Source organism: Nocardia veterana NBRC 100344 (assembly GCF_000308855.1).
GTDB classification, from domain to species: Bacteria; Actinomycetota; Actinomycetes; order Mycobacteriales; family Mycobacteriaceae; genus Nocardia; species Nocardia veterana.
In genome coordinates this window covers 43,300-64,545 of record NZ_BAGM01000032.1, presented here as the reverse complement: position 1 = coordinate 64,545, position 21,246 = coordinate 43,300, and the positions used below count along the sequence as shown (strand labels likewise).

21 protein-coding genes are annotated in these 21,246 nt (G+C 67.4%); 5 read left to right on the top strand and 16 right to left on the bottom strand.

What is annotated here, in order from left to right; translation table 11 throughout:
- A partial coding sequence (locus ON37_RS06165) for a flavin-containing monooxygenase (RefSeq protein ID WP_040717721.1) occupies positions 1-541 on the bottom strand: 541 nt, incomplete at its 3' end.
- Between the two features lie 9 nt (positions 542-550).
- Between ON37_RS06165 and ON37_RS06160 the strand changes: the two genes are divergently transcribed.
- Positions 551-1,618: an AraC family transcriptional regulator gene (locus tag ON37_RS06160; RefSeq protein WP_245553078.1), complete on the top strand. Its 1,068-nt coding sequence runs from the start codon at positions 551-553 to the stop codon at positions 1,616-1,618.
- A 13-nt stretch (positions 1,619-1,631) separates the two neighbouring features.
- Here the strand turns inward: ON37_RS06160 and ON37_RS06155 are convergent, their stop codons facing one another.
- Both ON37_RS06155 and ON37_RS06150 read right to left on the bottom strand, forming a co-directional pair.
- On the bottom strand, positions 1,632-2,114 hold the full coding sequence (locus ON37_RS06155) for a nuclear transport factor 2 family protein (protein ID WP_040717717.1): 483 nt from the start codon (positions 2,112-2,114) through the stop codon (positions 1,632-1,634).
- 106 nt (positions 2,115-2,220) lie between these two features.
- Complete coding sequence (locus tag ON37_RS06150; RefSeq protein ID WP_040717715.1) at positions 2,221-2,991, bottom strand: SDR family NAD(P)-dependent oxidoreductase; 771 nt, start codon at positions 2,989-2,991, stop codon at positions 2,221-2,223.
- Positions 2,992-3,101: 110 nt separating this feature from the next.
- Here ON37_RS06150 and ON37_RS06145 point away from each other — a divergent pair, with 110 nt between their 5' ends.
- Positions 3,102-3,746 carry a TetR/AcrR family transcriptional regulator gene (locus ON37_RS06145; RefSeq protein ID WP_040717712.1) on the top strand — a complete coding sequence of 215 codons (645 nt, stop codon included), beginning with the start codon at positions 3,102-3,104 and terminating at the stop codon, positions 3,744-3,746.
- A gap of 54 nt (positions 3,747-3,800) precedes the next feature.
- Here the strand turns inward: ON37_RS06145 and ON37_RS06140 are convergent, their stop codons facing one another.
- Entirely contained in the window at positions 3,801-6,350 is a 2,550-nt protein-coding gene (locus tag ON37_RS06140; RefSeq protein WP_051031253.1) for an ATP-dependent Clp protease ATP-binding subunit, read from the bottom strand.
- 340 nt (positions 6,351-6,690) lie between these two features.
- On the opposite strand from ON37_RS06140, the gene ctaD reads away from it, so the two are divergent.
- Entirely contained in the window at positions 6,691-8,433 is a 1,743-nt protein-coding gene (gene ctaD / locus ON37_RS06135; protein WP_083892757.1) for an aa3-type cytochrome oxidase subunit I, read from the top strand.
- Between the two features lie 5 nt (positions 8,434-8,438).
- Here ctaD and yidC read toward each other — a convergent pair whose 3' ends face one another.
- Positions 8,439-9,272, bottom strand: coding sequence for a membrane protein insertase YidC (gene yidC, locus ON37_RS06130; RefSeq protein ID WP_040717710.1), 834 nt, complete (start codon positions 9,270-9,272; stop codon positions 8,439-8,441).
- Positions 9,273-9,353: 81 nt separating this feature from the next.
- Positions 9,354-9,677 carry a DUF6412 domain-containing protein gene (locus ON37_RS06125; protein ID WP_245553076.1) on the bottom strand — a complete coding sequence of 108 codons (324 nt, stop codon included), beginning with the start codon at positions 9,675-9,677 and terminating at the stop codon, positions 9,354-9,356.
- Positions 9,678-9,775: 98 nt separating this feature from the next.
- Here ON37_RS06125 and ON37_RS06120 point away from each other — a divergent pair, with 98 nt between their 5' ends.
- Together ON37_RS06120 and ON37_RS06115 are read left to right on the top strand one after the other, a co-directional pair.
- Positions 9,776-10,870 (top strand): NAD(P)H-dependent amine dehydrogenase family protein, encoded by a 1,095-nt coding sequence (locus ON37_RS06120; RefSeq protein ID WP_040717708.1) that lies wholly within the window; start codon positions 9,776-9,778, stop codon positions 10,868-10,870.
- On the top strand, positions 10,867-11,346 hold the full coding sequence (locus tag ON37_RS06115; RefSeq protein ID WP_040717706.1) for a carboxymuconolactone decarboxylase family protein: 480 nt from the start codon (positions 10,867-10,869) through the stop codon (positions 11,344-11,346). Before ON37_RS06120 ends, ON37_RS06115 begins: the two co-directional genes overlap by 4 nt.
- 7 nt (positions 11,347-11,353) lie before the next feature.
- On the opposite strand, the gene ON37_RS06110 is transcribed toward ON37_RS06115, so the two are convergent.
- The 10 genes from ON37_RS06110 to ON37_RS06065 form a co-directional block, all read right to left on the bottom strand.
- Positions 11,354-11,995, bottom strand: a complete 642-nt coding sequence (locus tag ON37_RS06110; protein WP_040717761.1) for a hypothetical protein — start codon at positions 11,993-11,995, stop codon at positions 11,354-11,356.
- A 22-nt stretch (positions 11,996-12,017) separates the two neighbouring features.
- Positions 12,018-12,974 carry an MlaD family protein gene (locus ON37_RS06105; protein ID WP_040717703.1) on the bottom strand — a complete coding sequence of 319 codons (957 nt, stop codon included), beginning with the start codon at positions 12,972-12,974 and terminating at the stop codon, positions 12,018-12,020.
- Positions 12,971-14,032, bottom strand: coding sequence for an MlaD family protein (locus tag ON37_RS06100; RefSeq protein WP_040717700.1), 1,062 nt, complete (start codon positions 14,030-14,032; stop codon positions 12,971-12,973). The genes ON37_RS06105 and ON37_RS06100 overlap by 4 nt, the downstream gene beginning before the upstream one ends.
- Positions 14,029-15,114, bottom strand: a complete 1,086-nt coding sequence (locus ON37_RS06095; RefSeq protein ID WP_040717697.1) for an MlaD family protein — start codon at positions 15,112-15,114, stop codon at positions 14,029-14,031. Before ON37_RS06095 ends, ON37_RS06100 begins: the two co-directional genes overlap by 4 nt.
- The gene (locus ON37_RS06090; RefSeq protein WP_040717695.1) at positions 15,114-16,145 is read right to left on the bottom strand and encodes an MlaD family protein; all 1,032 of its coding nucleotides are present in this window, start codon (positions 16,143-16,145) and stop codon (positions 15,114-15,116) included. The genes ON37_RS06095 and ON37_RS06090 overlap by 1 nt, the downstream gene beginning before the upstream one ends.
- Positions 16,133-17,128 carry an MlaD family protein gene (locus ON37_RS06085; protein WP_040717694.1) on the bottom strand — a complete coding sequence of 332 codons (996 nt, stop codon included), beginning with the start codon at positions 17,126-17,128 and terminating at the stop codon, positions 16,133-16,135. The genes ON37_RS06090 and ON37_RS06085 overlap by 13 nt, the downstream gene beginning before the upstream one ends.
- A complete protein-coding gene (locus ON37_RS06080; protein ID WP_083892756.1) occupies positions 17,125-18,150 on the bottom strand; it encodes an MlaD family protein in 1,026 nt (341 codons plus the stop codon). Before ON37_RS06080 ends, ON37_RS06085 begins: the two co-directional genes overlap by 4 nt.
- A 2-nt stretch (positions 18,151-18,152) precedes the next feature.
- On the bottom strand, positions 18,153-19,019 hold the full coding sequence (locus ON37_RS06075) for an ABC transporter permease (RefSeq protein WP_040717693.1): 867 nt from the start codon (positions 19,017-19,019) through the stop codon (positions 18,153-18,155).
- A gap of 1 nt (position 19,020) precedes the next feature.
- A complete protein-coding gene (locus ON37_RS06070; RefSeq protein WP_040717690.1) occupies positions 19,021-19,866 on the bottom strand; it encodes an ABC transporter permease in 846 nt (281 codons plus the stop codon).
- Positions 19,867-20,143: 277 nt separating this feature from the next.
- A complete protein-coding gene (locus ON37_RS06065; protein WP_210742453.1) occupies positions 20,144-21,223 on the bottom strand; it encodes a calcium:cation antiporter in 1,080 nt (359 codons plus the stop codon).
- Between the last annotated feature and the right edge of the window lie 23 nt (positions 21,224-21,246).

Here is a 21,246-nt window from a genome sequence, read left to right as displayed (position 1 = left end):
CGGTCTTACCGGCGTAGTCGAGATCCTCCGGCCAGAACTGCGGATGCACCATCGTGCCGGAAAAGGTCTCGGCGCCGGGGAATTCGGGTGCGTGCCCCTGATCGTAGTCGTAGTAGCCGGCACACGAGTACAGGAAGCGGCAGCTCAGGGTGCGGGTCTCGGTGCCCTGGCGCAGGGTGAGAGTCCAGCGGGCGTCGGCGCTGGACCACCGGGCCGCGAGGACTTTCGTGCCGTAGCGGATCCGCTCGTCGATCCCGTACCGGCGCGCGGTCTCGGTGATGTAGCGCAGGATCGACGGACCGTCGGCGATGGATTTGGCGTCGCGCCAGGGTTCGAACGGGTAGCCGAGGGTGAACATGTCCGAATCGGAGCGGATGCCCGGATACCGGAACAGGTCCCAGGTGCCGCCCATCGCCTCGCGCGCCTCGAGAATCGCATAGGACGTTCCAGGCAATTCGGTCTGTACGCGGTAACCGGCGCCGATTCCGGACAGGCCGGCGCCCACGATGACGACATCGACATATTCACCAGCTGCGGTCATGGTTCCAGTGTGCTGGTTGCGCCCACCGCATTCTTGACTTTGCGCGACAAGTATTTGATTCTGGACGACATGTCGGTGATCCGCTCGGCCGGGTTGCGCGGTTTTCGCGCGACGGTGGCCGAACTCGGCGGCAATGCCGAGGAGTACGCGGCCGCCGCCGGCTATCCGATCGCCGCATTGGACGCCGACGATCTCCTGGTGTCCGACGAGGCGATGGCTCTGGTGCTGGAGATCGCGGCCGACCGGCTGCGGTGCCCCGATCTCGGGCTACGGATCGCCGCCCGGCAGGATCTCGGCATGCTCGGGCCGCTCGCGCTCGCCATCCGCAGCTCCCCCACGCTGGCCGATGCGCTGGAATGCACCTCGCGCTATCTGTTCGTCCACGCCCGCGCCTTGAGCCTGACCATCGAACCCGATCCCTACGGGGACCGCGGGGTGACCGCGCTGCGCTACGGGGTGGAGGCCGGATTGCCCACGCCGGTTCAGGGCACGGATCTGGGGCTGGGTTTTCTGCACCGCACCCTGACCCGATTGGTGGACGGTCCGTACGGGCTGCGGTCGGTGGAGTTGCCGTATCGCCCACCGGGCCCGCGCGCGGCCTACGAGAACTTCTTCGGCGTTCCGGTGCGGTTCGAGCGACCGGCGGCGATGTTGCGGTTGCCCAGCAGTCTCACCACCCGGGCGATCGCCGGCGGTGATGCCAATCTGCGCCGGCTCGCGGTGGCGTTCCTGGCCGAACAGGCCGGCGACACCGGCACCTCGACCGTGCCGCATGTGCGTGCGGCGGTGCAGCAGCTGCTGGGCACCGCCGCGCCGCAAATCGACTCGGTGGCACGGGTTCTGACCATCCACCCGCGCACGCTGCAGCGGCGGCTGGCGGCGGAGAACACCACATTCGCCGCCATCGTCGACGATGTGCGGCGCAATGAGGCGCGCCGCTATCTGACCACGACCGATCTGCCCATGAACCAGATCGCCGCTCTGCTCGGCCTGGCCGAACAGGCGACACTGACCCGCTGCGCGCGCCGATGGTGGAACACCACGCCGACCGCGCTGCGCCGCACCGCTCGCGCCTGAACGCCCGGCGGGCTCAGTGCGACAGGCTCGGATCCCAGCGGCTGGCGGTGATGGTGAAGCCCGGCATGGCCGCGAGCGGAACCATCGTCTCGTAATTGCGCTGATATCCGGTCCGGGTGATGCGCCAGCGCCCGTCGGCCTCGCGCCGATAGGTGTCGCGATAGTAGGCGGCCCCCCGGATCATGATCCCGTGCTCGGGAACGATGACGGTGTCCTCCAGACACCAACTGCCCGAGGCGGTGTCACCGTCGATGGCGATCTCGGGGTGACTGCACACATGGGAGGTGATCATGGTGCCGCTCATGGCACCGCTCAGATACCCGACGATCGCGGCACGTCCCTCGAACTGCAGCGGTTTCCCACCCGAGGGTGAGCCGTAGTCGGCCACCGCGTCCTCGGCGAGGGTGTCGGCGAACTCGTCCCATTCCCGCATATCCAGTGTGCGCAGATAGCGGTACTTCAACGCACGAATCTCCTCCAACGCAACGAGATCCATCGCGGTCACCTCCTGATATCGGCCCCGCCAGCACAATAGAACAGGTTACTGTTCCGGTCCGAGCTTTCCCGTTGACCGGGATCGGCCCGGACCACCCGCGAACGGATCAGGCGTGCGTGCCGCCGTCGATGCGCACCTCGGTACCGGTGATGAAGGCGCCGTCGTCGGAGGCCAGCATGGCCACCACACCGGCGACGGTATCGGGCGAGGCGAAGCCCTGGCCCAGCATCGGCGTCAGCTTGGTGAACAGCGAGAAATCGGCGTCTTCCGGCAGACCCGGACCACGACCGTCGGTCATATCGCTCGAGATGGAACCGGGCGCCACCGCTACCACGCGCAAATTCTGCTTGGAGTATTCCGACGCCAGCGCATGGGTCATCGACATGATGCCGCCCTTCGACGCCGCATACGCCGACATGTACGGGTGCGCGAAGTAGGTCGAGGTGGAGGCGAAGTTTACGATCACCCCACGGCCGCTGTCCAGCAGCGCGGGCAGCGATGCGCGGATCATCAGGAACGTGCCGGTGAGGTTGGTGGTGATGATCCGGTTCCAGTCGGCGAGCGGCATCTCGTGCGTGTGCGCCGAACGCAGGATGCCGGCGGCGTTGACCAGCGCGTCGAGGCCGCCGAGCGTTTCCACGGCCTTACCCACCCCGGCCTGCACCGAGTCCTCGTCGGAGATATCGATCGCCACGGTGGTCAACCGGTCGGCGTAACCCTTTTCGGCCGCCTGCTTCGCGGTATCGGCCAGGCCGGCCTCGTTGACATCGGCGGCCACGACGGTGCCGCCCTCGGACAGGATCCGATGTACCGTGGCGCGCCCGATTCCGGATCCGGCGCCGGTGATCAGAACACGGCGGTCTGCGAAACGCTCCATTGCGAAACTCTCCTCGACTGGATTTTCTCGATCTGTAGACACACTACGCCTGTTTGGCACGTCGTGCCAGAGTGACAAAGCATGCATAAAATAGGGACAGGAGGTGACTCATGCCCGAGTCCGACACCGGTCCATCCGGCGGCGAATCGCCACGTCCGAACCTGGCGCAGCGGCGCAAGACCGCGACCCGAATGGAGATCGCGCACACGGCCGCCCGGCTGTTCGCCGAATACGGCACCGCCGCGGTGACGGCCGAACGGATCGCCGCGGAGGCCGGCGTCGGCCTACGCACCTTCTACCGCTACTGCCGTACCAAAGAGGATGCCGTGGAACCGATGCTGTCGGCGGGTGCGTCTCGCTGGCTGGACATCCTCGGCGACGGACCGGACCGGCTGCCGACCGCCGCGGAACTGGAAGCCGCCGCGATCCGAGCCCTGAACGTGGTGGATCGCGACGAACTCGACATCACTCGGGGGCTGCTGCGTGCCATGGCCGACGACGCGGCCCTGCGCGCGGTCTGGTTCCGGGTCAACCTCACCGGTGAGCACGCACTGCTGGAATTGCTGACCGACCTGTCCCCCGACACCGCGCCGCTGCGGCTGCGCACCTTGGCCGCGGCCGCCGCCGGCGCCATCCGGATCGGCCTGGAACAGTGGGCCGCCGACCCGGCCGGGCGAGAAAGCAACCCGGCCACCCTGGTGGTCGAATGCATGCGGGACCTCACCGCGGGCGTGTTGTCCGGCATGTCCGGATAGCCGACGAGGGGGACATCCCTCGCCGAACGCATGCCGGACCGAACAGCCGCGGTATCAGTCCTTCCCCGATTTCGCACTCGCCTTCTTCTCGGATTTGCCGTCGCTCTTGGCGTTGGCCTTCTTCCCCTTCGGTTTCTGTCCGTTGCCGGAGGTGTCCAGCGATCGTTCGCCACCGGAGCCGGTGACCGCCGAGACGAGCAGGCCGGTGTCGCCGGCATCGACGCGCACGGTGTCACCGGGGTTCAACTCGCCGCCGAGCACCAGCCGCGACACCTGATTCTCCAGCTGCTTCTGCACCGTCCGGCGCAGCGGCCGGGCACCGAACTCCGGCTGATACCCGTTCTCCGACAACCAGTCCCGGGCCGCATCGGTGACGTCGAGCTCGATGTCCTGAGCCCGCAGCCGCCGCCGCGGACCGTCGAGTACCAGATCCACGATTCGGCGCAGCTCCTCCTGGTCGAGTCGATGAAAGACGATGGTCTCGTCGATGCGGTTGAGGAATTCCGGACGGAAATGCTGTTGCAGCCGCTCCATCAGGCGCGGGGTGATCGCATCCAGTTCCGCCGAGGTCGCCTTCAGGATCAGATCCGAACCGATGTTGCTGGTCATGATCACGATGGTGTTCTTGAAATCGACGGTGCGGCCCTTCGAATCGGTGACCCGCCCGTCGTCGAGCAACTGCAGCAGCACGTTGAACACATCCGGGTGCGCCTTCTCCACCTCGTCGAACAGGATCACCGAATACGGCTGGCGGCGAACCTTGTCGGTGAGCTGCGCGGCGTCGTCGTAGCCCACATATCCGGGCGGGGCGCCGACCAGCCGGGAAACGGTGTGCTTCTCCTGGAATTCGCTCATATCGAAGCGGACGAGCCGGTCCTCGTCGCCGAATACCGCCTCCGCCAACGCTTTCGCCAATTCCGTCTTGCCCACACCGGTCGGGCCGAGGAACAGGAACGATCCGATCGGGCGGTTCGGATCCTTCATCCCAGCGCGAGCCCGGCGCACCGCCTCGGCGACCGCCACGATCGCCTCGTCCTGACCGATCACCCGCTTGTGCAGGACGTCCTCGAGTTGCAGCAGGCGTTGGCGCTCCTCGACGGTCAGCTCCGACACCGGAATTCCGGTCTGTTTGGACACCACCTCGGCGATATCGTCGACAGTGACGGTGGGCGCCTCGTCGGCACTGATGTGGCCGACCCGTTCCTCGGCGGCCGCGAGTTCGGCCTTGAGCTCGTCGGCGCGGGCATAATCCTCGGCCGCTACCGCGGCATCCTTCTCGCGCTCGAGCCGCGACACCTCCTCCTGGGCCGCCCGCAGATCCGGACCGGGCATGCGGGTGCGCAACCGGACCCGGGCCCCGGCCTGATCGACCAGATCGATCGCCTTGTCGGGCATGAACCGATCGGTGATGTAGCGATCGGACAGTTCGGCGGCGGCCACCAATGCCTCGTCGTCGTAGTGCACCTGGTGGTGTTCCTCGTAGACATCGGCGAGCCCGCGCAGGATTTCGATGGTGTCGGCGACCGACGGTTCCGGTACCAGCACCGGCTGGAAACGCCGTTCCAGCGCCGCGTCCTTCTCGATGTACTTGCGATACTCGTCCACCGTCGTCGCGCCGATAGCGTGGAGTTCCCCGCGGGCCAGTGCCGGTTTGAGCAGATTGCCCGCATCCATCGACCCCTCGCCACCGGTGCCCGCGCCGACGATGGTGTGCAACTCGTCGATGAACAGCACCAGTTCGTCGGAGTGTTCGCGGACCTCGTCGAGGATCTTGGTCAGCCGCTCCTCGAATTCGCCGCGGTATTTACTGCCCGCCACCAGCGACCCCACATCCAGCGCGACGACGCGCCGGTCGGCCAGCGTGCTGGGCACATCCCCGTTGACGATGCGCTGGGCCAGACCCTCGACGATGGCCGTCTTGCCGACACCCGGATCGCCGATCAGCACCGGATTGTTCTTGCGCCGCCGCGACAGGATCTCCACGGTCTGTTCGATCTCCTCGGCGCGGCCGACGACCGGATCGACCTTGCCGGCCCGGGCCTCGGCCGTGAGGTCGCGGCCGTATTCGTCCAGGGTGGGCGTATCGCTCGGCTTCTTCGGCCCCTCGGCGACCGGCAGCTTGGCACCCGAAAGGGCTTGCGCTGCCGGGCTTTCCGGATTGTCGGCGATGCCGAGCAGAATGTGTTCCGGGCCGATGTAGCTCGAGCCGGCCTCGGCCGCGCTGCGCTGGGCGTTGCGCAGCGCCAGTTTCGCCCCCGGCCCCAGTACCACCTGGCCACCCGAGGTCGCGGCGGCTTCCCCGCTGCCGACCGCGGAACGCATCTGCGCGGCCACCTTGTCCGGATCCAGATCCAGCTGACCGATCACCCCGCGCGACGGCTCGACCTGGGTCGCGGCGTAGAGCAGATGTTCGGGGGTGACCTCCGGATTGCCCCATTCCTGCGCGGCCCCGCGGGCCGTCGCGATCAGTTGTTTGGCGCTGTCGCTGAGCAGCCTGCCGAGATCGATGCGCTGGACCGGGGGCTGGGCGGCCATTCCGGGGCCGAAGAAACGGTTGAACAGATCGTCGAAGGAGTTGAACGAACTGGGCCAGGCAGCGGTCATGTCCACACCTCGTCTGTCGGAATTTTCGTCGTCGCAGCGGCGAGCGAACGGACAGCTATGGTCCGCACCGCCGCGCTCACCCGCAGAACCACTCCGAAACGGTCGGGTCCCACCGTACTCCCGGGCCGTGTTCCGGGGGAGGCTCCCGACGCATCCGTTACTTCCCAGCGATCCACCAGCAGTCCCGGCGATCCGAGCACCGGAAAGTGGGTATCGATGGGAGCATGAGGCCGTCTCCGAAGATCACGACCGATCACCACACCGGATACCCCGCCGGATTCGAACCCGTTGATCTTGCCGCGGTGCCACACTCGAAGATGGTTGGGCTCGAGGAGGAACTGTGACTACAGCACCATCTCGCGGCGCCGCCGAGATCGAAGCCGTGAGGCCTTATCCCAGGCGGGTCGCCCCGAAGGGATCGCAGATCTGGAACATCGTCACCACGACCGATCCCAAATTGCTCGGAATGATGTACATCGCGACCTCGATGGCGTTCTTCCTGATCGGCGGTCTGATGGCGCTGCTGATGCGGGCCGAACTGGCCAGGCCGGGCCTGCAGTTCCTGTCGCCGGAACAGTTCAATCAGCTGTTCACCATGCACGGCACGATCATGCTGCTGTTCTATGCCACCCCGATCGTGTTCGGCTTCGCCAACTGCATCCTGCCGCTCCAGATCGGCGCGCCGGATGTGGCCTTTCCACGGCTGAACGCGCTCAGCTACTGGCTCTACATCTTCGGCGCCGGCATGGCCACCGCCGGCTTCGTCACCCCGGGCGGCGCGGCCGACTTCGGCTGGACCGCATACACGCCACTGTCGGATATCGTGCACTCCCCCGGGGTGGGCTGCGATATGTGGATCATGGGTCTGGCCGTGTCGGGTCTGGGGACGATTCTCGGCGCGGTCAATATGCTCACCACGGTGGTGGTCCTGCGCGCGCCGGGTATGACGCTGTTCCGGATGCCGCTGTTCACCTGGAATATCGTCGTCACGAGCGTGCTGATCCTGCTGGCCTTTCCGATTCTCACCGCGGCGCTCATGGCCCTGATGGTGGACCGGCATCTCGGCGGGCACATCTACGACGCGGCCACCGGCGGCAACCTGCTCTATCAGCACCTGTTCTGGTATTTCGGCCATCCCGAGGTGTACATCATCGCGTTGCCGTTCTTCGGCATCGTCACCGAGATCTTCCCGGTGTTCAGCCGCAAACCCGTGTTCGGCTACACCGCGCTGGTCTACGCGACGATGAGCATCGGAGCGCTGTCGGTGGCAGTGTGGGCGCACCACATGTTCGCCACCGGGGCCGTACTGCTGCCGTACTTCTCCTTCATGACATTCATGATCGCGGTGCCGACCGGCGTGAAGTTCTTCAACTGGATCGGCACCATGTGGAAGGGCCAGCTGACCTTCGAGACACCGATGCTGTGGGCACTCGGCTTTCTGGTCACCTTCCTGTTCGGCGGACTGTCCGGGGTCATCCTGGCCAGCCCGCCGCTGGACTTCCACGTCACCGACTCGTATTTCGTTGTGGCGCACTTCCATTACGTGCTGTTCGGCACGATCGTGTTCGCCACCTTCGGCGGAATCTACTTCTGGTTCCCGAAGATGACCGGCCGGCTGCTCGACGAGCGGCTCGGCCGGCTCCACTTCTGGACCACCTTCCTCGGCTTCCACACCACCTTCCTGGTGCAGCACTGGCTGGGCGCCGAGGGCATGCCGCGCCGGTACGCCGATTACCTCCCCACCGACGGATTCACCACGCTCAACACGATTTCCACCATCGGCTCGTTCATCCTCGGATTCTCGATGGTCACCTTCGTGTGGAATGTATTCCGGAGCTACCGCTACGGCGAGGTGGTGACCGTGGACGACCCGTGGGGTTACGGCAATTCCCTGGAGTGGGCGACGACCTGTCCGCCGCCTCGCCACAACTTCTACGAACTTCCCCGAATCCGTTCGGAGCGACCTGCTTTCGAACTGCACTATCCACATATGGTGCGGCGCATGCGCGCCGAATCCCATATCGGCTGGGGCGCCCCGCACGTCGAGCTCGACGAGACCGAGTCCGAGCCCGCCGGGCGGTAACCGGCCTAGGCCGGCGGACGCGCCGGCTGCGCGACCGCGACCGGGGGATCCAGCCGCCGGTGCACCAGATACTGCTGCACGTAGGTCCAGGTGTTGCTGGTCGCGAAGTAGATCAGGATGCCGACCGGCAGCACCAGCCCGGCGGCCAGTGCGCCGAGCGGGAACAGCCACAGCGTCATCGCGTTGATGATCCGGGTCTGCGGTGTGGACTCGAGCTGACGGGCGATCGACGCACGGGCCGTGCAGTGCGTGGTGATCGCGGCGATCAGCAGCAGCGGGAGTGCGACCGCGACCACCGTGGCCACGGACCCGGCCGAACCCGTCACCGTGGCCGACAGCGGCGCACCGAACAGCCTGGCCTGCAGGAACGATCGCACCAGCTCCGGGGAGAACAGATAGTTGGCGGTCGCGGCATTCTGCTCCGGGGTCATGGCGTGCCCGCCGCCGAACAGGGACCCCGAAGCGCCGGTCCGGTCGAACGACCGCAGCACGTGGTAGAGCCCGAGGAACATCAGGGTTTGCCCGAGCAGCGGCAGGCAACCGCCGAGCACGCTGAAGTTGTGCTGCTGCTGCAATTTTCGCGTTTCCGACGCCAGCCGTTCGCGATCGTCGCCGCATTCGGCACGCAACCGGCGGATTTCCGGCTGCAACAGTGCCATCGTTCGGGAGAAGCGGACCTGGGCCAGATACGGCCGGAACAGGGCCAGCCGCAGGGTGACGACCAGCATGACGATGGCCGCCACCCAGGCCGCGCCGCTCGTGGCACCGAACAGTGCCGCGAAGCCGGCGTGCCACAGCCAGAGCACCGCGGATACCGGGTAATACACGAAATCGAGCATGAGAGATCACCTCACTACGAGGCACCCGTACGCGGACGGGCAGGAACAGGGTCACCGAGCGGACCGCGTCCGACGACGCGATCAGCTCCGGCGCCCCGGCGCCCGGGGCCGCACTCGACCCGCGGCATCCGGATTGCTCTGTCGCAGAAAGGATCCCCGGCGGCGCTGCTGCGCGGACACCGGTGGCCCGCTGCGGAGCGCGACGGGCACCAGCCGGATCCGGCCGGAACAAGTGGCCAGCACCGCGAGCGCGAGGGCGGCCGCGGCTCCGACGGCCAGCAGTGAATTCGGTTCGCCCGCAGGCACACCCACCGCGGCGAGCACGGACAACACGAGGGCGCACAGCACCACCGCCGCCGCACGCACCCGCGCCATCATGCCGCCCAGATTACCGAACCACCGCACCGGCGGGCGGTGATCCGGCGAGCCCCGGCCGGCCGCCGGGTCCGAACAATCCGCGCATAACGCCCACGCCAAACCAAGCGCTTGCTAGCCTCTGAGGGATGATCTCGACGATCGTCTGGGGTACGGGCAATGTCGGCCGTGCCGCGATTCGCGCCGTGCACGCGCACCCCGGGCTCGCACTGACCGGCGTGCTGGTTCACGATCCGGACAAGGTAGGCCGGGACGCCGGCCGGCTGGCCGGACTGGATCACGACCTCGGGGTCATCGCCTCGGCCGATACCGAGGCCTTGCTGGCCCGGGCGCCGAGCGCGGTCGTCTACGCCGCCTCCGGCGACAGCCGTCCCGATGACGCGCTGCGCGACATCCTCAGCGCGATCCGCGCCGGCGCCGTCGTCGTCACCCCTGCCCTCTACCCGCTGTACGACCCCCGTAACGCACCCGCCGAACTGCGGGAGCCGGTGCTGGCGGCGATCGCGGCCGGCGGCGGTTCGCTGTTCGTCTCCGGCATCGATCCCGGCTGGGGCAACGATGTGCTGCCACTGCTGATCAGCGGGGTCGCCAATCGCATCGACACCATCCGCTGCCAGGAGATCTTCGACTACTCCAGCTACGACCAGCCGGATTCGGTGCGCTATCTGGTCGGCATGGGACAGCCGATGGACTACGAACCGCCGATGACCGCACCCGGCGTACCGACCATGGTGTGGGGCGGGCAGATTCGGTTGCTCGCGCGCGCCCTCGGCGCCGAACTCGACGGCATTCGCGAGACGCTGGATCGCCGCGCACTCGAAACCACCGTGCGCACCCGCACCATGGGCGACTTCGAGGCGGGCACCCAGGGGGCGGTCCGGTTCGAGGTGCAGGGCGTCGTCGGCGGACGGCCGCGCATCGTGATCGAACACGTCACCCGGATCCACCCCGATTGCGCGCCGGACTGGCCGCAGCCGCCGGGCGGTGCCGGGGCACACCGCATCATCATCGACGGCGACCCGCGCATCGACGTCACGGTCGAGGCCGAAACCGAGGGCGGCAACCGGGCCGCCGGCGGGAATGCCACGGCCGTGGGCAGATTGGTCAACGCCATCGACTGGTTGGTCGACGCCGATCCGGGGCTCTACGACGCCCTCGACGTCCCGCTGCGTCCCGCGGTCGGCAGATTCTCCAGTGACGGAACCGGAAGGACATCGCGATGAACATCGACATCCCCGAGGGCAAGGACCCGATCGGCTACGTCTGGGGTGAAATGGTGCCCGGCATCGGGCCGGCCGCCTCGAAGCTGTCGCTGGCGGTCTATTCGCACAGCACGCTCGGACTGCGGGAATTCGAGGCGGCCCGCCTGCGGATCGCGCAGATCAACGGCTGCCTGTTCTGCCAGGACTGGCGCACCGAACGCGACGGGCACAAGGTCGAGGACGGCTTCGATCAGGCCGTCACCGAGTGGCGCACCACCGATTCCTTCGACGAGCGCACCCGGCTGGCGGCCGAATACGCCGAACGCTACGCGACCGATCACCACAACCTCGACGACGAGTTCTGGGCCCGGATGAGCGCGCACTACAGCCAGGCCGAAATCGTCGAGCTGAGCATGTGCATCGGCTCGTGGCTCGCCTTCGGCCGGCTCAACCACGTCCTCGGTCTCGATACGGTGTGCGTCCTACCGGGCCACTGAACCGGGGCTACTGCTTGGGCAGGGCGCCGGCCATCCCGCCCACATCGGTCACCTTCCACCCGCTGCCCGGATCGATGTCGACGGTATAGGTGACGGTGGTCTGGGCGCCCTGCGGCGTCTGCGCGCTGGTGGAGTTGACGTTCAGGAAGACGTCGACCTTGTAGCTGCCGTTGTCGGTGCTCATCACCTTCGCCGCGATCGGCGTCGCGGAGGAGTTCCACTTCAGCGGGACGAGGATTTCCTGCAGCTTGGGTGCGGTGGCGTCGAATTTGTTCGCCAGCTGCGGCGACGTGTTGGCCTTCAACTTGCCGACCCAGGCGCCCACGTTCTGGTAGTCGATCGTCGACGCACCGACCGCGTAGTCGGTGGCGACCTGTTCGGCACGCTGCTGCGCCGCCGCCCGGTCGTCGCGGTCGCGCAACTCGCCACGCGCGGACAACCACAGTGAGCCGAAGACCGCGGCCAGCGCGAGCACTACCACCCCCGCCGCCACGGCGACGACGGTGGAGAGCCGGATCGACAGGGTGCGAGGCGATTTCGCGCGCTCCTTCGCCGTCGGCTCGGTGCCGGGCGCCGGGTGGGACGCCGAGGAGGACTCGGCCTCCGCGTCGACTGCCCGCTTCGGTTCGGTACCAGTGTCGTTCGACATGGTGTCCTCCTTCTGGGTGGTACTACTTGACATTGATCCGCACCCGCACGGTTCCGTCGGTGCCCACATCGTCGAGGGCCTGCGTGATCAAACTGGAGATGTCGACCTGCGGCGCGGCAGCCGTCACGGCGTCGGTGAGCGGCGCCAGGGCGGGGGTCAGCGACTTCAGTTCCGGCCCCAACTCGGCGAGCCGCTCGGTGAGTTTCGTCAGGAACGGCGCCAAACCGTTGCCCTCGGTGTACTTTTCGGCCGGCTGCGCGTCCACCATCCGGCCCGCCGCCGCGACCAGGTCGTTCAACGCACGCGTGAACCGCACGAATTCCGGTGCGGCGGCGCTGGTCGCCGGTCCGGCCCAGTCGATATCGGCCGCGGCGGCCTGAAAACTGTTGAGCAGATCGGCGATTCGCGGGCTGCGGCTCATGATCGCGGCGGCCAGCAGATCCGCGGAGCGGGTCAGATTCGGAATGGCCGCGTCGGTCCCCGCGAGCGCGGTCCCCGCGGTCGAAACCAGCGACCCGACGACGGCGGGATCGAGTTGGTTCATCGTTCCGGTCACCAACCGCGCGACCTGCGGGATGGACAGCGGCATCCGCACCTTGGCGGTTTCCAGGCGCTGCCCGTCGTGCAGATACGGGCCGTTGCCGGTCTCGGGACGGAATTCGACATACGGCTCGCCCAGTGCCGACAGGTGTTCGATGGTCACCGTGCTGTCGGTCGGCACCCGCTTGTCGGCGGCCAACCGCATCCCCACCTCGACGCCGGCGGCGGTGTGCGTCACGGTCGTGACCCGGCCGACCTCGAGTCCGGTCAGCAGCACCGGCGACCCGACGCCGAGCCCGCCGGAATCGGTCAGCACCATCGTGGTGTGCGTGTAGTCGGCGAACGGGTCCGCTCGCACGACCCCGAAGGTCAGATAGCTCGCCCCGGCGACGGTGATCGCGACGATTCCGCCCAGCGAGGTCAGCGCGCCCCTTCTCATCGCACGACTCCGATCATCCGCAGGGTCGCCAGGATCCGGTCGGTCTGCTGGTCCGGCGGGAGATCGGCGGCCGCATCGGAGCGCACCCCGACGATATTCACCTTCGGGCCGTGTTCGACGAACGGAATCACCTTGTCCCGCAAGAGTTCCACCAGCGCCTGCAGATTCGACGGCCGGCTCAGGTCGACCGCGCCGCCGGTCAGCAGCAGCGGCGCGAACGCGCGGACGGCACCGTCGGCTCCGCTCAGCACCGGCCCGAGCCAGGTGAGCGATGTGCCGACCGGTCCGAGCCCGCCGAAGATCTTCGTCACGCCCACGATGGAATCGGTGATCCCGTTCATCTGCGCCACCGAGGTCGAGCTCAGGATGTCGTCGAGCTCGGGCTGGATGTCGTGCAGCACTTGCGCATTGGCCCCCACACCGTCGAGCAGCGCGTCCACGCGATCGAGATGGTCGGCCAGATCCGCGGCGTCCGCGGCCATCGTGCGCGAGATGCGGGCGGTCTGCGCCGGATCCTTCGGCAACGTGCGATTGAACTGATCGATGACGTCCTGCAGCTGGGTGACCGCGCCGCCCTGCGTGAACGCGGCGATCAGCGCCATCGTGTCCTCCAGTTGCACAGGCGGTTTCGACTGCGACATCGGAATGGAGGAGCCGTCGTGCAGGAGGGTGCCGAAGCCGTTCGGCGGGGTGGTCAGCGCCACGTGGATATCGCCGAGCACGGTGTTCTGCCGCAGTTCGGCGATCGTGCTCGCGGGCAGTTTCACCGACGTCGAGATCTCGGCGTCGACCACCACAAAGCCGCCACGTCCGTCGGCACCGGCCGGATTCACCACCGTCACCCCGGATACCGTGCCCACCTGAGCACCGTTTGCCATGATCTTCGCTCGGGCCGGCAGGTTCAGCACATTCGAGAACTCGATGCGGACGTGATAGGTCGGACCCGACACCGAGGTGCCCGGCACCGGGACCGAGGACGGATCGAAGGCGCAGCCACCGACCGGCAGCGCCGCCGCCAGCCCGATCGCCAGCCCGACCGCCGAACGCCGAAACCTCATCGCGCACCTGCCAATCCGAATACCAGCGCCGCCATGTCCACCCGCACCAGACCGTCGGCCGCCGTGCAGCGGCCCGGTGCCAGCGCGTCGATCGCCGCACACACCTGATCGGCGTGTTCCTGTGGCAGCGCCACCTTCGGCGGCACCAACCCGATCCCGGAGTCACCGACCGTGCGCACCGCCTGAGCCAGCACCGGGGTCAGCGAGATCATCTGGGCCAGCGAACCCACGTTCGCCCGCAGGAACTTCACCAGCGGCACCGTATCGTCGAGGGCCTTCAGGATCGGATCCCCGAAGAGTGTGGTGATGTCGTTGAGCATCGGCAGCACCTGGGCGAGACCGTCGAACAGGGCGGCGCCGGGCTGCAGCAGATCCACCGTGGCCTGGTTCAGCACCGGAGCGAGCCGGGTGAGCATCGTCTTCAGCTCACCCCAGTGCGCCTCCACATCCTTCGACACCGAGGCGAAGGCATCGAAAATGCCTGCGAGATGGGCGATATCGGCGTCCGGAGCGGACAGTGCCGCGCTGAGCTTCTGCACCAGATCGTTGATCTGCGGCCCGGTTCCGGCGGTGGCATTGTTCAACGACGTCAGGCCGCGCGCCAGCGCGTCGGGATGCGCCGGATCGGGCCCCTGGATCTGCGCCGACAGCTGTGCGAGCGCGTTCAACGTCTCGGTGATGCTCTTGGGCGTCAGGGTTTTGGTGAGGCATCGGCCGGCGTCCCAGTGCGCGGTCTCCCGACCGCTGGAGACCACCGCGAGCTCGCGCGCGGCGACGATGCTGTCCGACAGCGTCGTCGCCCCGGAATCCGCGAGCAGCGGATGGTCGGCATCCACGTCGAACTCGACCTTCACCGCGTTGCCCTGGGGCGCGATCGACCTGACCTTGCCGACCGTGATGCCGCGCATCGTCACCTGATTGCCGGGATAGAGCCCGACGCTGTCGGGCATGATCGCGCAGTAGGCGGTGGTCGCCTTCATCGGCTGGAAAGCGATCAGGTAGCCGACCACCGCGACGACCACGACCGCGCCCGCGCCGGCGACGGACATGAAGGCACGCGAACCGAGCAGCTTGTGCAGCATCAGCAGTCCTTCCCCGGCACCGGAATACAGACGCGGGTGGTGGGCGGAACCGTCACGGTCTGCCCCGACGCATCGACGGTCACCGGCGCATCGGTCCCGCCGAGCTGCGCGAATTTCGCCTGCAGACTCTGCACGGTGCCGATCACCGGCTCGAGTTCGCCGCCCAGTTTCTCCAGCCGCGGCAACGCCTCGCTCAGCTGACGCAACTTCGGCTCGAGGGTGGTGCCGTAGACGGGGGCGAGAGCCGCGACGCGCTCGACCACGGCGCGCAGTAAGCGCACGCCTTCGCTCACTTCGGCGCGTTTGTCGATCAGCAAGGTCTCCAACTGGTTCACGTTGACCATCAGCCGACCCAGATCGTGTTTCGCGCCGTCGTACATCGTGACGTACTCGTCGGCGACGGCGATCGCGTTGGTGACCTGGGTGCGCTGGCGGTTGAGCGCGTCGACATAGGTGCCGAGCGTGTTCAACGTGGTGCGCAGCGCGTCGGGCGCGGAATCGATCGACGTGTTCAACGCGGCGAGATTGCGGCGCAACGTATCGCCGTCGATCTGCTGCAGCGGCTGCGCGGCGTCCTGGAAGGTCTGCACCAGGCTGTAGGGCAGGTGCACCCGGTCCATCGGAATCGCCTTGTCGCCCAACGGTTTGCTGCCCGCGGGAAACAGTGCGACATAGTTGCCGCCGACGATGGTGAGCATCCGGATGTCCAGGGTCGATTGGTCACCGACGAAGACCTTCGAATCGACGGTGAACCGCATCCGGACTCGGTCGGGCCGCAGGTCCAGGGCGTCGACCTTGCCGACCGGTATGCCGGCCACGCGAATATCGTCGCCCACCTTCACCGACTGGGCCTCCGACAGTTCGGCGGTATAGGTGTGCTTGCCGAACGGCACCACGTACAGGATGCCGGCCGCGGCCGCGCAGACCACGACCAGTGCGACACCGACGATGCCGAGACGGATCTCGCGACGGCGCTGGGTCGCCGCATCGGCGACTCGGCGTTCCCGCCGGAACGGATTCAGCCGTTGCATATCGCCACCTGCTGTCCCGCGACCAGCACCTGCAGCACCTGCGGGAGTTCGGCATTCCCCTTGGAGCACTGCGGTTTCCAGCCCGCGACCGATTTCGGGGTGGCCGCGTCCAGACCGCCGAGCAGGCCGGGCAGCTTCTCGAAAACCTCCACGGCCTGCTGCGGATCCGGGAACAGCCGCCGGATCAGCGCGTCCACGTCGTTGCCGGACTGCAGCCCCAGCGCGTCGAACAGACTGTCCAAGGGACCCAGCACCGACGGTGCGGCCATGGCGAACTGGGCCAGTCCACCGATGTTGTTCTGCAGCGCCTGGAAGATGTCGGTCAGCCGGGCCAGCAGCGGCACCAGATGGTGCACCCGGCCACCCACCCGATCCGACAGGTCCGACATGTTGTGGATCAGGGTGCCGATCACCTGCTGGCGGTTGTCCACATAGGAGGCGAGCCGGCCGATCGCCGCCATCACCGGTTCGACGTCCCCGTCACCTTCGATCAACGCCACCATACTGGCGCTGAACTGGTTGATGGCCTCCGGTGAGACGGTGGCCAGCACGGGCTTCAATCCGTTGAACATGCTGGTGACATCGAACGACGGCACGGTGTGCTCGACATCGATGGTGTGACCGGCCGGGATCCGGTGGCCCGGGGTCGGCTGCTGTTGGAGATCGATGTAGCGCTGCCCGGTGAGGTTCTGGTAGCGGATCGCCAGCTTCGAGTTGTCGTAGACCGGGGTATCCGTCTTCAGCGACAGCCGAATCCGGGCCAGCGCTCCGTCGAGCGAGATGCCCTCGACCTTGCCGACCTGCACGCCGAACTGGCGCACATCGTCGCCGACCTTGAGCCCGTTGGCATCGGTGAACAGCGCCTCGTGTGCTTCGGTATCTCCCGAAACCGGTCGCTTGATGGCGGTGAACACCACCGACAGGACCACGATCATCACCACGGCGAACAGCCCCAGCCGCCAGGCGGCGGCGCCCACCTTCATCGGACTCCTCCCAGCAGCGGCGCCAGCACCGGCACACCGCGCACATCGATTTCGGTATCGAGCACCGGTCCGTTCGGGGTGTCGCGGAAACCGGCGCGCAGCCGGCGCAGCAGCTCGGCCAGATCCGCACCCGATCGCTGCGGCTGCGGAACCGCCTGCGTCAGCGCGGCGAGCAGGGGAACTACAGCGTCCGTCGTGCCGGACAGTTCGGTTCCGGCACGCATCCCCAGACCGGCCAGGGCGGGCAGCACCGAACCGGTCAGCGCCGCGGTGCCCGCGTCGTAGGACTCCCGATTATCTTGCAGCCGTTGGTTGTTGCGCAGCAGGTCGAGAACCTGGATGGTCGCCCCGGCGAAACGACCGCCGCCGTCGAAGGCCGGTCCGAGGCGCCCCACCAGTTCGGACGCGGGCATCTTCTGGTTGTCGGTGATGGTCTGCGCCACCGAGATCAGGGCCTGCACCAACGGCGTGAAGGCGGAGACGTCGGTGGAGACCTGTGCGATCACGGTGGCCATCTGCGGGGTGAGCAGCGCATCACCGGTCTGGGACAAGCCGCGCAGCAGGCCACCCATCGTCGCGTCGTAGACCCCGTCGGCGCGCTGCCCGGCCAGATCGATCGTGGCTCCGGAACGCAGCGGCGCGCCGCCGGATCCGGGTCGCAACTCGATCTCGCTGATACCGAACAGGTTCGCCGGCGCGTAGTCGACGCGCAGGCTGTCGTCGATACCGTGCAGCTGCGAACGGTCCAATCGCAACGTGATTCGCTGAGTTCCGCGATCGGCCGGCTCGATCGCATCGACCTCGCCGACCCGCACCCCGGCCACCCGCACCGGTGTGCCGGTCAGCACCCCGTCACCGATCTGCTCGGTATGCAGCGCGATGCGCAGGCTGTCGTCGGTCCGCAGCCCGCGGTAGAGCAGCGCGGCGACCACCAGCGCCGCGACGACTCCGATCGCCACACCACCGACCAGCAGGGAGCGCGGCTTGTCCACCGCCACTCCGGGCATTCCGTATTTCGGCACCGTTACCCCGTGAAGTCGATCGTCGCGTTGAAACCCCAGAGCATCAGGGTCAGCACCATGTCGATGGCCACGATCGCCACCGACGAGGCGCGCACCGCCCGGCCCGAGGCGATCCCGACGCCCTCGGGCCCGCCGGTGGCGAAGAACCCGTAGTAGCTGTGGATCAGGATCACCACGGTGGCGAAGATCGCCACCTTGATCACGGCGGCGATCACGTCGAATCCGGAGACGAACTGGAAGAAGTAGTGGTCGTACACACCGGCCGACTGTCCGTGCACCAGGGTGATCAGCCCGCGGCAGGCCAGATACGACAGGATCAGCCCGATCAGGAAGGTCGGCACGATGGAGACGGCCCCCGCGATGACCCGCGTGGTCACCACGAAGGGCACCGATCGCAGGCCCAGGGCCTCGATCGCGTCGATCTCCTCCGAGATGCGCATCGAGCCGATCTCGGCGGTCATCCGGCATCCCGCCTGGGCGGCGAATCCGATCGCCGCCACGATCGGGGCCAACTCCCGGGTGGTCGCGTAGGCGGAGACGATTCCGGTCACCGGCCCCATACCGAGGATGTTCAGCATGGTGAACGACTCCACGGCCACCGAGGCGCCCATCACCAGGCCGAGCACGATCATCATCGGCACGGTGCCGCCGCCGACGATCACCGACCCGCGCCCCCAGGTCATATCGGAGATGATCCGCAACGATTCGTCGCGATACCGCTTGAGCGTCAACGGGATCGACGAGAGCACCTGCCAGATGAACGCCAGGACGAAACCCAATCCCTCGACGCGGGCGAGGATCAGGCCCCGGCGACGGTAGAAGCGAACGACGCGGCCGAGCCCCTTGGGCATATACGTCGAGATCGCCATGTCACACCAGCCTCGTCGGCAGGAACATCTCCACGACCTGGGTGACCCCGAGATTGACCACGGCGATCGACACGACCGACAGCACCACCGCCGCGTTCACCGCATCCGCGACGCCGCGCGGGCCACCCTTGGCCTCGAGGCCGCGCTGACAGGCGATGATCACGACGAGGAAGCCGAACATCACCGCCTTGAGCAGCGATACCCACACATCGGCGACGGTGGTGAACGATCCGAAGGTCGCCCAGTAGCTACCCGGCGTGACGTTCTGGCCGCCGACCGCCACCGCGTATCCGGCGACGATGCCGACGAAGATGATCAGGATGTTCAGCAGCGGCGCGACGACGATCATCGCCGCGAGCCGCGGAATCACCAACCGATGGATCGGCGAGATGCCCATGGTGTTGAGCGCGTCGATCTCCTCGCGAATGGTCCGGGCGCCCAGATCCGCGGCGATCGCCGCCGCGCCCGCGCCGCCCAGCAGGAAGCCGGTCGCCAGCGGGGCGCCCTGTTTGATCACACCGAGCCCGCCGGTCGCGCCCAGCAGCGAGTCCGCGCCGAGGGTGTGGATGAGGTTGCCGACCTGTACGGAGACGATCACACCGAACGGGATCGCGATGAGGACGGCCGGGATCGCGGTGACCGTCACCAGCCGCCAGGCCTGCAGAACCGCTTCCCGCCACTGGAATTCGCGACGAACCACGTCGCTCGCGGTGCCGATGACGGATTCCCGGGCGATGTCGACAGCCCTGCCGAAGGTTCGCAGGGCGGACACGACGGTGTCCGAGAAATTCTTGCGAACGATACGAACAGCGGACGCGCCCGAGGAGGCCCGGGTCACCGGCGCCATGGGACGTGGGCTCGGTCCGGGCGGTGTGGCTCGAAATTCACAATCGTTCTCTCCGTGATCGGCAACACTGCCAACACGAAGCTAACGGTTACGACTGGTTACAGTAAAGCCGGTCACGGTGTGAGGGTCGCCGCTCGAACGCATCTCCGCCCGGCGAGATACATCCAGCTCAGTTGCATGTTTTATTAAGTGATCACCGATTCTGAAACCTGTTATCAGCACTGATCGGCTATCGCTATGAGCCACATCACTGTGGCCGCGCACAATCGAGCAACCGTCACGGACTCACCGCGAGAACACCGAATCCGGCCAACAACACCAGGTGAACGCCGCCTTGCAGCAAGGTGGCGCGGCCCGGGACAACAGTCAGCACACCCGCCACCACGGTCAGAGCGAGCAGCACCATCTGCGTGGCGCCCAATCCCAGGGTCAGCGGACCGTCCAACCAGATCGACGCCACCGCGATCACCGGAATGGTGAGGCCGATACTCGCCATCGCCGAACCCAGGGCCAGATTCAGGCTGACCTGCACTCGGTCGCGCCGCGCCGCGCGCACCGCCGCGATGGTCTCGGGCAGCAGCACCAGCGCGGCGATCACCACTCCGACCGCCGAGCGCGGCAGCCCGGCCACCGCGATCCCGTGCTCGATCGACGGTGACACCATCTTGGCGAGCCCGACCACGCCGACCAGCGCGACAACCATCAGCACCAGCGACAGCAGCGCCGCGCGAGCGGTCGGGGGCGCCTCGTGTTCATCGGCCTCGGCCGCCTCGACCGGCAGGAAATCGTCGCGGTGCCGCACGGTCTGCACCATCACGAACAGGCCGTACAGCAACAGGGACGCCACCGCCGCGAAGGCGAGCTGCGATCCGGAGAACTGCGGTCCGGGCGTGCTCGTGGTGAAGGTCGGCAGCACCAGACTCAGCGTGGCCAGCGTGGCGACGGTGGCCAAGGCGGCGCCCGCACCTTCCGCGCTGAATACCGCGACGCGCCGGCGCAGGGCCCCGACCAGCAGCGACAACCCGAAGATGCCGTTACAGGTGATCATCACGGCGGCGAATACCGTGTCGCGTGCCAGGGTCGACGCGTCGGGTCCCGCGGAGATCATCAGGGTCACGATCAAACCGACCTCGATCACCGTGACCGCGACGGCCAGCACCAGCGACCCGAACGGCTCCCCCACGCGATGCGCCACCACCTCCGCATGCTGGACGGCCGCGAGCACCGCGCCGGCGAGCGCGAGGACCACGATCGCCACCGCCGGTCCGGCCGGATGGGTGAACCAGGCGATCACCAGCACGGTGGCGGCCAAGAGCGGAACTACGGTCGTCCAGTGTCGGGTGAGCGCATACGTCATGATCACCATTGTCCGGACAAAAC